Annotated in this window: 9 protein-coding genes; 2 read left to right on the forward strand and 7 right to left on the reverse strand. The window is 71.7% G+C overall.

Annotation, left to right across the window (positions count from 1 at the left end; translation table 11 throughout):
- Window positions 1-45: 45 nt before the first annotated feature.
- Genes OHS18_RS09430 through OHS18_RS09460 form a run of 7 tightly spaced genes read right to left on the reverse strand, consistent with a single transcriptional unit; the run spans window position 46 to window position 9567 of the window.
- Entirely contained in the window at window positions 46-1818 is a 1773-nt protein-coding gene (locus tag OHS18_RS09430; protein WP_442875354.1) for an acyclic terpene utilization AtuA family protein, read from the reverse strand.
- Window positions 1764-2543 (reverse strand): TIGR03084 family metal-binding protein, encoded by a 780-nt coding sequence (locus OHS18_RS09435; RefSeq protein ID WP_328616680.1) that lies wholly within the window; start codon window positions 2541-2543, stop codon window positions 1764-1766. Before OHS18_RS09435 ends, OHS18_RS09430 begins: the two co-directional genes overlap by 55 nt.
- A gap of 3 nt (window positions 2544-2546) precedes the next feature.
- Entirely contained in the window at window positions 2547-3293 is a 747-nt protein-coding gene (locus OHS18_RS09440) for an enoyl-CoA hydratase/isomerase family protein (protein WP_328616681.1), read from the reverse strand.
- On the reverse strand, window positions 3290-5242 hold the full coding sequence (locus tag OHS18_RS09445; protein ID WP_328616682.1) for an acetyl/propionyl/methylcrotonyl-CoA carboxylase subunit alpha: 1953 nt from the start codon (window positions 5240-5242) through the stop codon (window positions 3290-3292). Before OHS18_RS09445 ends, OHS18_RS09440 begins: the two co-directional genes overlap by 4 nt.
- A gap of 4 nt (window positions 5243-5246) precedes the next feature.
- On the reverse strand, window positions 5247-6845 hold the full coding sequence (locus OHS18_RS09450; protein ID WP_328616683.1) for an acyl-CoA carboxylase subunit beta: 1599 nt from the start codon (window positions 6843-6845) through the stop codon (window positions 5247-5249).
- A complete protein-coding gene (locus tag OHS18_RS09455; protein ID WP_328616684.1) occupies window positions 6842-8407 on the reverse strand; it encodes an AMP-binding protein in 1566 nt (521 codons plus the stop codon). The genes OHS18_RS09450 and OHS18_RS09455 overlap by 4 nt, the downstream gene beginning before the upstream one ends.
- 8 nt (window positions 8408-8415) lie before the next feature.
- Window positions 8416-9567 (reverse strand): acyl-CoA dehydrogenase family protein, encoded by a 1152-nt coding sequence (locus OHS18_RS09460; RefSeq protein ID WP_328616685.1) that lies wholly within the window; start codon window positions 9565-9567, stop codon window positions 8416-8418.
- Between the two features lie 69 nt (window positions 9568-9636).
- Here OHS18_RS09460 and OHS18_RS09465 point away from each other — a divergent pair, with 69 nt between their 5' ends.
- Window positions 9637-10275, forward strand: a complete 639-nt coding sequence (locus OHS18_RS09465) for a TetR/AcrR family transcriptional regulator (protein WP_328616686.1) — start codon at window positions 9637-9639, stop codon at window positions 10273-10275.
- 67 nt (window positions 10276-10342) lie between these two features.
- Complete coding sequence (locus tag OHS18_RS09470; protein WP_328616687.1) at window positions 10343-11995, forward strand: AMP-binding protein; 1653 nt, start codon at window positions 10343-10345, stop codon at window positions 11993-11995.
- Window positions 11996-12048 lie beyond the last annotated feature (53 nt).

The following is a 12048-nucleotide window of genomic DNA, read 5'->3' on the forward strand; positions in this document are numbered from 1 at the left end:
CGAGGCACACCACCGGACCGGCGAGCACCACTCCCGCAACCCGAGTCACGGCTCCAGCAACACCACCGGAACGTCGGCCGGCCGGCTTCGCAGGTACTCGCCGAGCCCCTTGGCCTGCGGGTCCGGCCGCGTCGCCGACGCCACGCCGTCACCGAGCAGGCCCACCACCACGAAGTTCAGCGCGCGCAGGTTCGGCAGCTCGAACCGGCGGATCTCCAGCTCACGAGCCTCCGGCAGCAACTCGCGGAAGCACGAAACGTCGAGGTATCCGCGCAACCACGCGTACTCGTCGTCGGTGCGGGTCCAGAAGCCGACGTTCGCGTTGCCGCCCTTGTCGCCCGAGCGCGCGCCCGCGATCGTGCCGAGTGACACCCGTCGTGTCGGCCCGAACTCCCGCGGCTCGAAGGAAACAGCCGGCGACGGTACCGAAGCGCCGGTCGGTGGATGCGGGATCACGAGCCGGGCACCATCCGGCAGGGTGACGCGGTGCTCCACCGAGGACGCGGGCACCAAAGCCGGCCGGAAGACGCCGAAAGCGCTCTCCGACGACGGCGGCGTTGTCGTGTGGAAGCCCGGGTAACCGCCGAGGGCGAGTTGCATCGTCGTGGTGGCGAAGCGGCGGCCGACCTTGCGGGCGTCCGGGTCCTTCACCGTGATCCGCAGGTGCGCGGTCGCTTCGGCGTTGACCGGCGAACCGGGGTGGTCGAACCGCAGCAGCGTGACGTCGACCTCGGCGAACTGCTCCCGGCCGCCCAGCAGCTCGAACAGCTGCTGCTCGGCCCACTCGGCCTTCTCCTCGATGCGGTCCCCGGTCAGCACCAGGGTCATCGTGTTCCGGTAGCCGCCGTCGTAGTTCAGCGCGACCTTGAGCTGCTCGCCCGGCGGGCTGCCGCGAGTGCCGCTGATCCGCACCCGGTCCGGCGCCTCCTCGAGAAGCCGCAGGCTGTCGAAGTGCGCGACGGCATCCGGTCCGGCGTAGGCGGGTTCGGCGATCTCGTACAGCAGCTGAGCGGTGACCGTCCCGGCCGAGACCAGTCCCCCGGTGCCGTCGTGCTTGGTGATGACGCTCGAGCCGTCGGCCGCGACCTCGGCGATCGGGAAGCCCGGGTACCGCCGATCGGTGACCTCCTCGAAGAACGCGTAGTTGCCGCCGGTTGCCTGCGGGCCGCACTCGATCACGTGCCCGGCGGCCATGGCCCCGGCGATCGCGTCGACGTCCTCCGGCGCCCAGCCGTGCCACCACGCGGCCGGGCCGACGACCAGCGACGCGTCGGTGACCCGCCCGGTGACAACGACGTCCGCGCCGGCCTCCAGGGCCGCGGCGATGCCCCAGCCGCCGAGATAAGCGTTGGCGGTCAACGGTTTCACGCCGGCCTCGGAGAGTTTGCCGCCGGTGTCGAGGTGCGCCAGATCGGGCAGGCGGTCGACGAGGTCGTCACCATCCACGTACGCGATCTTCGGGTGCAATCCCACCGAGGAGATCTGCGCGGCCAGCCCGGCCGGGTTCAGGCCCCCGGCGTTCGAGACGATCCGGATGCCGCGGTCCAGGCAGGTGCCGAGGACGTGTTCGAGCTGGGTGAGAAACGTCTTCGCGTACCCGGCCGAGGGGTCCTTGCGGCGCGCCTTCCAGAGGATCAGCATGGTCAGCTCGGCGAGGTAGTCGCCGGTGAGGACGTCGATCGGGCCGCCTTCGACCATCTCCCGCGCCGCTTCGAGGCGGTCGCCGTAGAACCCGGAGCAGTTCGCGATCCGGACCGGGCGCTTCACGCGCGTCCCCGCCCGGGCGCGCCGGCGAACGCCTGGGCGATGCCCATCCATTCCTGCGCAACGGGCCCGCGCACGACCAAGCCGGTGTCCGAGGCGAGCCGGCGCTGGGTGACCGCGAGGCAGAAGTCCAGCGCGGTGCCTTCGACACGGTCGGCGGCGGCGCCGTCACCCCACGTCCACCGGTCGCCCGAGGGCGCGTGCAGGACGACCCGGATCGGGACGACCGGCGCCGGGCGATCGTGCAGCCCGAAGCTGAACGCCGTCGTCGACACGCCGAGGTGGGCGATGTGCCGGAGCCGGTCGGTCGGCACGCGCGTCACCCCGAGGGTGTCGGCGATGTCCTGCCCGTGCGCCCAGGTCTCCATGATCCGCGCGGTCACCGACGACGCGACGCTCATGTCCGGCCCGAACCACGGCAGCCGCGCCCGGGGGTCGCGGCCGCGGAACGCCGTGACGAACACCGTCCGCGCGCGCCGGAACCACACCCGGATCTCGTCGGCGCCCAGGTCCTTGTACCGCGCGGCGACGCGGTCGGGGAAGTCCATGCCGTCGGCCATGAGGGCAGCGGCCGCGAGACGGAAACCGTCGGGGTCGACGGCCGCCTGCGTCGCGGTTTGGTCGAAGAAGGCCAGGTGCGTGACCTGGTCGCGAATGTCCCAGCCCGCCGCGGGGGTCGGCCGGGCGATACCGTCGTCGTCGAGCGGGGCGAGCATGGCCTCGACGTCGGCGGTCTCGGCGACCAGGTCGTCGAGCAGAGCGTCAAGCGAGACGGGCATGTGTCAGCGTCCTTCCCAGACCGGCTTGCGTTTCTCGCGGAACGCCGCGGGACCTTCCTGCGCGTCGCGCGAGCGGTAGACGGGCGCCCAGATCTCCTCGGCGCGGTCGTAGACGTCCCGGCGTTGCAGGTACGCCGTCTGCTTCGCCGCCCGCACGGACAGCGGCGCGTTGGCGGCGATCCGCTCGGCCAGCGCCTGCGTCCGGGACCGCAGCTCGTCCAGGGGTACGACATCGTTCACCAGCCCGACCTCCCGGGCCCGCTCCGCGTCGAAGGGGTCGCCGGTCAGCAGGATCTCCATGGCGATCCGCGGCGGCACGAGCCACGACAGCGGCGCGGCCCACGGCGACCCGCGGCCCACCTTCACCTCGGTCACGGCGAAGCGCGCGTGGGAAGCCGCGACGACCAGGTCACACTGCTGCGCCAGCAGGAACCCACCCGCGTAGGCGACGCCGTTGACGGCCGCGATCGTCGGTTTCGGGACGTCGATGTTCCGGCCGAACTGGGGCAGGAAGTCCGGCGGCGGGATCTCCAGGGCCGTCTCGGCCATCTCCTTGAGGTCACCACCCGCGCAGAACGCCTTGTCCCCCGCGCCGGTCAGGACGAGCACCGCCGCGGAGTCGTCGGCGACGAACCGCCGGGTGCCTTCCCAGAGCCCGTCGCGGACCTCCTTCGACAAGGCGTTGCGCGCTTCGGGCCGGTCGATCGTCAGCCAGGCGACGCCGTTCCGCACTTCGTAGGAGACGCTCACGACACGACCGCCAGCACCTGTCCGGTGTCGACCTGGTCGCCTTGGCGCACCCGCAGGTCGGACAGGACACCGTCGGCCGGCGCGGCGACCGTGTGCTCCATCTTCATCGCCTCCAGCACGACCAAGGGCTGCCCCGCGGTCACCGCGTCACCCTCACCCGCCAGGACGCGCACCACCGCGCCAGGCATCACCGCGAGCAACGACCCCGCGGCGGTGGCGGCGTCCGGGTCGGCGAACCGCGGCACCTCGGCCAGCGCGGCCGACCCATCCATTCCGTCTACATAGGACACTCCGGCCCAGGTTCGCACGGCGTAGGCGCGGTGGACGCCGTCGATCTCCAGCTCCACCAGTGACGGTGACGCGGACAGCAGCCGGACCGAGCGGCCGAGCGGCTCGCCGTTCACCGTGACGCGCAGGCCGGACCGGCGCAGCGAGTACGCGACTTCCAGCGTTTCCGAACCGGCCGTGTAGGCGATCCGTTGCGGTGCCCCGCCGACGTTGCGCCACCCGGACGGCATCTCGGGCACCACCCGCGCGTCACGCCGGTTGCGCGCCTGGGTCGCCAACGCGGCGGCCGCCGCGTGCCGGGCGCCGCCGCCGGACGCGCCGAGCGTGGCCGGGTCGTGCCGGGTCAGGTATCCGGTGTCGGTGTGCCCGGCCAGGAACTCCGGCTCGGCCAGGATGCCGGCCAGGAGGTTGCGGTTGGTCGTGACGCCGTGCAGCTCCGCCTGCCGCAACGCCCGCGCGAGGGTCCGCGCGGCTTCGCGGCGGGTCCGGCCGTGGGCGATCACCTTGGCCAGCATCGGGTCGTAGTGCGGGCCCACGACCGAGCCGTCCTGGACGCCGGAGTCGACGCGCACCCCGCGCAGCGGCGGGACGCGGAAGCGGTGCAGCGTGCCGGTGGCGGGCAGGAACCCGGCCGGGACGTCCTCGGCGTAGAGGCGGACCTCGATGGCGTGCCCGTCGATCCGGGCACCCAGCACCGAAGGCGGCAGCGGCTCACCCTCGGCCACCCGCAGCTGCAGTTCCACCAGGTCCAGGCCGGTGACCAGCTCGGTGACCGGGTGCTCGACCTGCAGCCGCGTGTTGACCTCGAGGAAGAAGAACCGGCCGTCCTGGTCCAGCACGAACTCGACCGTGCCGGCGCCGGTGTAGCCGATGGCCTTCCCGGCGGCGACGGCCGCGGCGCCCAGTTCGGCGCGCAGAGCGTCGTCGACCGCCGGCGACGGGCACTCCTCGACGATCTTCTGGTACCGCCGCTGGATCGAGCACTCGCGCTCGAACAGGTGCACCACCTCGCCGTGGGTGTCGCCGAGGATCTGGACCTCGACGTGCCGCGGGTCGACGACGAACCGTTCCAGGAACACCGAGCCGTCGCCGAACGCCGACGCTGCTTCCCTTCGGGCACCTGAGACCGCCTCTTCCAGCCCCGCGGAGTCGTGCACCACGCGCATGCCCCGACCACCGCCGCCGAACGCGGCCTTGACCAGCACCGGAAACCCGATCGACGCGGCCACCGCCGCGAGGTCGGTCTCGTCCGTGACGGTCGCCCCGGGCAGCACCGGGACCCCGGCCGCGTCCATCAGGGCCTTGGCCTCGATCTTCGAGCCCATCGACGCGATCGCCTCGGGTGACGGCCCGACGAACGTCAGCCCGGCTTCGCCGCAGGCGCGGGCGAACCCGGCGTTCTCCGACAGGAACCCGTACCCCGGGTGCACCGCGTCGGCCCCGGTGGCGCGCGCGGCGGCGATCACCAGGTCGGCACGCAGGTAGGTGTCCGCAGGTGCCGATCCGGGCAGCCGGACGGCCTCGTCGGCGAGCCGGACGAAGGGCGCGCCCGCGTCCGGGTCGGAGTAGACCGCGACGGTGGAGATGCCGAGGTCGTGCGCGGTGCGCATGACCCGGGCGGCGATCTCCCCGCGGTTGGCGACGAGCAGTTTCGCGATCATCGGCTCACATCCGGAAGACGCCGAAGCCGCGACGGCCCTCGACGCGGTTGGAGTGGACGGCGGACAGCGACATCCCCAGGACGTTCCGGGTGTCGCGCGGGTCGACGATGCCGTCGTCGTAAAGCCTTGCGGTGACGGCGAAAGCGTGCGACTCGGTCTCGATCTGCGCCTCGATCGCGGCGGTCCGCGTGCGGTCGGCCTCGTCGTCGAACGGCTTTCCCTGCGACGCGGCCGAGTTGCGGCCGACGATCGACATCACCCCGGCGAGCTGGGCGGCGCCCATCACCGCGAGCTTCGCGCCGGGCCAGGCGAACATCAGCCGCGGGTCGTAGGCACGGCCGGACATGCCGTAGTTGCCGGCACCGAACGAGGACGCCATGTTGACCGTCAGGTGCGGCACCGTGCTGTTGGTGACGGCGTTGATCATCTTGGCGCCGTCCTTGATGATCCCGCCCTGCTCGTAGCGGGTGCCGACCATGTAGCCGGTCGTGTTCTGCAGGAACACCAGCGGGACGTCGGTCTGGTTGGCGAGCAGGATGAACTCGCTGGCCTTCTTGGCCTCCTCGCTGAACAGCACACCGCGGTGGTTGGCGAGCACGCCGACGGGATACCCGTGGATGCTCGCCCAGCCCGTCACCAGCGAAGTGCCGTAGAGCGGCTTGTACTCGTCGAAGTCGGAGCCGTCGACCGTGCGGGCGAGGATCTCGCGCGGGTCGAACGGCACCTTCGGGTCCGGCGGGACGATCCCCAGGATCTCTTCCGGGTCGTACCTCGGCGGCTCCGGCGTCCGGCTGGGCGCCGGGCCGAGCTTGCGCCAGTTGATCCGGGACAGCACGCGCCGGCCGAGGCGGATCGCGTCGCGTTCGTCGACCGCGAAGTAGTCGGACAGGCCCGAGACGCGGGAGTGCATGTCGGCGCCGCCGAGGGATTCGTCGTCGGCCTCCTCGCCGGTGGCCATCTTGACCAGCGGCGGCCCGCCGAGGAACACCTTGGCCTGACGGTCGACGAGTACGGCGTAGTCGCACATGCCGGGCACGTACGCGCCACCGGCGGTCGAGTTGCCGAACACGATCGCGAGGGTCGGGATGCCCAGCGACGAGAGCTCGGTCAGCTCGTGGAAGATCCGCCCGGCCGGCACGAACAGGTCGGCCTGCGTCGGCAGGTCGGCGCCGCCGGACTCGACGAGGTTGACCACCGGAAGTCGGTTGACGCGGGCGATCTCCAAGGCCCGCAACGTCTTCCGCAGCGAGTACGGGTTCATCGCCCCGCCGCGGACGGTCGGGTCGTGCCCGATGACCACACACTCCACATCGGACACCACGCCGATACCGGTGAGCACCGACGCGCCGACGGTGAAGTCGGTGCCCCACGCGGCGAGCGCGGACAGCTCCAGGAACGGGCTGTCCGGGTCGAGCAGCAGCTCGAGGCGTTCGCGGACCGGGAGCTTGCCGCGGTCGCGGTGGCGCTGGACGTACCGCTCGCCACCACCGGCGATGGCCAGTTCCAGTTGCTCTTCCAGCCGCGCCAGGGCTTCGAGCTGCGCCTTCCGGTTGGCCGCGTAGCTCTCCGCGGAGACGTCGAGCAGGGACTTGAGGACGGTCATTCCGCTCCCCCGTAGTGCCCCGAGTGCTGGTCCCGGACCACGTTCTTCTGGATCTTCCCGGTGGACGTGCGCGGCAGCTCGTCGGTGACGATCACCGCTTTCGGGACCTTGTAACCATCCAGGCGGTCCTTGAGCCGCAGCCGCAGGCCTTCGGCGTCGATCGACTCCCCCGGTTTCGGCACGACCACCGCCGTGATGGCCTCGGTCCACCGCTCGTGCGGCAGCCCGACGACCACGACCTCGGCGACGTTCGGCTCGGTGTCGTAGACGGCCCGCTCGACCTCGATGGACGCGACGTTCTCACCGCCGGTCTTGATGACGTCCTTGGAGCGGTCGGCGAACCACAGCACGCCGTCCGGCCCGAACCGGCCGACGTCGCCGGAGTGGAACCAGCCGTACCGGAACGCCTCCTCGGTCGCCTCCGGGTTGTGCAGGTACTCCTGCATGGCCGACGGCGCCCGGTAGACGATCTCGCCCTGCTCGCCGCGCGGCAGCAGGTTCCCGCCGGAGTCCATGATCCCGACCTGGACACCGGTGAGCGGCGTGCCGACCGCCCCGACGTGCGAGAGCTGGTGCTCGGGCCGGAACAACGTGGTGATCGGGCTCATCTCGGTCTGCCCGAACAACAGCGCGAAGTCGCAGCGGAAGCCGTCGAGGCACGCCTTGATCTGTGCCTCCGGCATCGGCGCCATCGCGTAGACCGCACGGCGCAGCGACGACAGGTCGCGCCCGCCGAACGACGGGTGCTCCAGCGCCGCGCGGTACATCATCGGCAGGCCGAAGACCTGGGTGATCTTCTCGCGTTCGACCGTGTCGAGGAACCGCTCGGGGTCGAAGCCGCGGTGCACGAAGATCGTGGCGCCGACGACGATCGCGGGGGTGCAGAAGGCGTTGAGCTGCGCGGTGTGGAACATCGGCATCATCGCGACGAACCGGTCGTCGGCGCGCCAGCCGGAGTCCAGCGCGGCCGACATCGACTCCAGGTGGATGGCCAGGTGCGTCCCGACCACGCCCTTCGGGGAGGCCGTAGTCCCGGAGGTGTACAGATAGGACAGTGGGGCGCGGTCCTCGACGGCGACCTCGGGTGAGGTCGTGTCGTCGGAGAGGACGTCGCCGAAGTCCAGGCCGGTGGCTTCGCCGCCGGTGCCGGGCGCGAGGATCACGTCGGCGACGCCTGGGGTCTGCGCCACGGCGGGCGCGATGACGTCGGCGAGCTGACGCTCGACGACGATGCCGCGGGCTCGCGAATGCCCGAGCACGTAAGCGACTTCGTCACTTCGCCAGCCGAGGTTGATCGGCACGCAGACGAGCCCGAGCTTCGCGCAGGCGTAGTAGACGGCGAGGAACTCGGCGCTGTTGGCCGACGCCAGCGCGAGGACGTCGCCGGTCGTGTAACCGCGGCCGGTGAGGCCGTGCGCGAGCCGGTTGACCCAGGTGTCGAACTCGCCGTAGGTCCAGCGGCGGTCGCCGTCGACGACGGCGAGGGCGTCCGGGCGGCCGAACGCGACGCGGGTCAGCGCGTCACCGACGTTGACCCGGTGGACGAGGTTGTGGTCCGTCATCAGTCCTCCTAGTAGGACCGGGGCAGCCCGAGGCTGTGCTGCGCGACGAAGTTGAGGATCATTTCGCGGTTCACCGGGGCGATCCGCAGCAACCGGGCCAGCCCCCAGTACGGCAGCAGCCCGAAGTCCGCCGAGACGCCGTTGCCGCCGTGGGTCTGGATCGCGGCGTCGACGGCGGCCAGCGCGGCCTCCGCGGCGGCGTACTTGGCCATGTTCGACGCCTCCCCCGCCGGCTGGCCGGCGTCGTGCAGCGCGGCGGCCCGGTGCGTCATCAGGGCGGCCAGCTCCGTTTCGATCTTGGCCTTGGCCAGGGGGTGCGAAACCCCCTGGTGGACGCCGATCGGCCGGTCCCAGACGGTCCGCTCCCGGGCGTAGCGGGCGGCGACGTCGAGGGCGTAGCGCGCGATGCCGACGCAGAGCGCGGCGCCGGTGATGCGTTCCGGGTTGAGGCCGTGGAAGACCTGCCGGAAGCCCGCGCCCTCCTCGCCGACGAGCGCCGACACGGGCAGCCGGACGCCGTCGAAGTGCAGCGTGAACTGCTTCTCCGGGAGCATGACGTCCACCGGCAGCGGCGTCACCGTGAGGCCGGGCGCGTCCACCGGGACCAGGAACAGCGAGAGCTGCGCGGTCCCGCCGGGGTCGCGGCCGGTGCGGGCGACGAGCAGCAGCGCGTCGGCGGTGTCGACGCCGGAGATGTAGTACTTCTCGCCGTCGACCACCCACTCGTCGCCGTCGCGGCGGGCGGTGGTGGCCAGCTTGTGGGTGTTGGAGCCGGCGTCGGGCTCGGTGATGGCGAAGACGACCTTCGTCCGGCCGCTCGCGATGCCGGGCAGCCACTCCTTGCGCTGCTCCGGCGTGCCGAACTCGGTGATCACCTCGGCGGAGATGGCTTCGGTGACGAGCAGCAGCAGGATCGGCGCTCCCTTGGCCGCGCTTTCCTCGATCACGATGGTCAGCTCGGCCAGGCCGCGGCCGCCCCCGCCGTATTCCTCGGGGATGTTGACGCCGATGAAGCCTGCGTCGCCGAGCGCGTGCCACAACTCGGTGCACTCACGGCCTGCACGCGCGTGTTCGACGTAGTACCGGCCCCCGAACGGGGCGGCGATGGCGCCGACCGCGGCCCGCAGGTCACGAGCCTCGTCGCTCTCGAACACGTCCACGCCGACGCTCCTTAGTGATTCTTCATTCACTTATAGCGCACCGTAGCGCCCGTCTGCGAGGATGACAAGATGACGGCAGTCCCCTCGGCTTCCCCGGCCACCCGAAGACGGCGCGACCCCGAGCGGCGCGAGCGGATCCTGACCGCCGCGGCCGAGCTCACCGCGCGGCGCGGGTTCCACGCGATCGGCATGGCCGACATCGGCGCGGAGGCGGGCATCGTCGGGTCCGGCGTCTACCGGCACTTCGAGAACAAGGACGCGATCCTGGTCGCGCTGCTCGACCGCGTGATGGCCCGGCTGCAGGACGGCGCCGCGGCCATCCACGCCGGCGCGCCCGCCGACCACGCCGTGCTTTCCGGCCTGATCAGGGATCACATCCGGGTCGCCATCGAGGACCGCACCGTGCTGGCGGTCTACCACCGCGAAGTCCACAACCTGCCCGAGGACGACCGGCGGCGGCTGCGCCGGGCGCAGCGGCACTACCTCGAGGACTGGGTCCACGTGCTCGCGCCGCTGCGGCCCGACCTCGCCGACGGCGAGCTGCGCCTGGCCGTGCACGCGGCGATCGGCGCGGTGCAGTCCACGCTGTTCTTCCGCAGCGGCCTCGCCCCGGAACGGCTCGCGGCCCTGCTCGACGAAATGGCGCACGCCTGCCTCGGCGTCCCGTCGACGCCACCGGCACCATCCGCGTCAGTGAATGGCGAATAACTTTCTCTTGATTTGGTGACCTGGCTCACGCATGCTGATCGCGTCGGCGACGGCGAAGGAGCCCGGCATGACCACACCCGGTGAGAGCGCCATCGACGTCGAGACGCTGCGCGGCCGCCGCGCGGTGCACCGCTGGGAACGGACGTCGGTCGGCGACGTCTTCGAGCGGCTCACCTGGAGCCGGCCGGACCAGGTCGCGATCTCCGCGGCCGAGGGCGCGTGCGGCGAAGAGCAGTTCGCGGCCGTGACCTACCGGGAAGCCGACCGGGCCGCCAACCGGCTCGCGCACGCCCTGACCACGGCCGGGCTCGTGCCCGGCGACCGGGTGCTGCTGTTCTGCGAGAACACCGTCGAGGCGTTCCTCGCCAAGATCGGGATCGCGAAGGCGGGCATGGTCGCCGTCCCGCTGAACCCCGGCCTCGCCCCGGACGTCCTCGAGCACCTCGTGCGGCAGACCGGACCACGCCTCGCGATCGTCGACGCCGAACTCTGGCCGCGGCTCGAAGGCGTCGCGGGCGTGCGCGTCGGGGCCACCATCACCGTCGGCGGCGGCCCGGTCGCGGGCACCCCGTCGTTCGGCGCGTTCCTCGCCGGGCAGCCGGACACCGAGCCGGACGTCGAGATCCACGGCGACGACATCTTCCAGCTGCTGTTCACCTCCGGCACCACCGCGATGCCGAAGGGCGTGATGCTCTCGCACAGCTACGCGCACCTGGCCGGGCTGAACTTCGCGCTGTCGCTCACGCGCGGCCTGCGGCACGAGACGGATCTGCGCGTCTGCACGTTCCTGCCGATGATCTACCACGTCGGCGACGCGCTGTTCACGTACTCGACGTTCCTCGCCGGCGGCACGCTCATCCTCGGCCGCCGTCCGGTCCCCGGCCCGGTCGCGGTGTCCCTGGCGCGGTCACGAGCCACCGCGGTCTGGGCGGGGTCACCCCAGTTCGTCACCGCGCTGACCGACGAGATCGACGCTCGCGGCGACCTCGACCTGACTTCCCTGACGACGCTCGTCTACGGCTGGGGTGCCCTCACCCCCGAGGTGCTGCGGCGGCTGGAAGCTCGGACCGCGCCCGGATTCGTCACGGTCGGGATCTTCGGGCAGACCGAAGCCATCGCCTGCCACCGGTTCTGGCCGTCGGCGTGGCCGGAGGTGCACGCGCGCACGGCGCCCGCGATGAACTACGTCGGCGTGCCGAGCGGGCTGCTCGCCTCCGACGTCGTCGACGAACTGGGCGAACCGGTCCGCGGCGTGCCGGGCGAGGCCGTCTACCGGTCCCCGGTAATGACGGCCGGCTACTACCGCGACGCGGAGGCGACCCGCGAGGCGTTCCGCGGCGGCTGGTTCCACTCCGGCGACTCGGCGGTCGTCGACGAAGACGGCTTGCGCGTGATGGTGGACAGGTACAAGGACATCGTGAAGACGGGCGGCGAGAACGTCTCGAGCATGCGCGTCGAGGCGGTGCTCCACCAGCACCCGGCGGTCCTGCGCGCCGCCGTTGTCGGGCTGCCGCACGAGCACTGGGGTGAAGCGGTGACGGCGGTGGTCGTCCCCCGCGGTTCCGCTTCCGAAGCCGACCTGATCGCGTTCTGCCGCAAACGCCTGGCCGGCTACGAAAGCCCGAAGCGCATCGTGTTCGCCGAGACCCTGCCGGAGACCGTGGGCGGCAAGATCCTCAAGTACAAGCTCCGCGCAGAGCACGCGACTCTGTACCGCTAGGGTGGTCGTGAGTGTTCAGGGCGGTTAGAACCGCCCTGAACACTCACGACGAC

The sequence above is a fragment of the Amycolatopsis sp. NBC_00355 genome, from assembly GCF_036104975.1.
Classification (GTDB): domain Bacteria; phylum Actinomycetota; class Actinomycetes; order Mycobacteriales; family Pseudonocardiaceae; genus Amycolatopsis.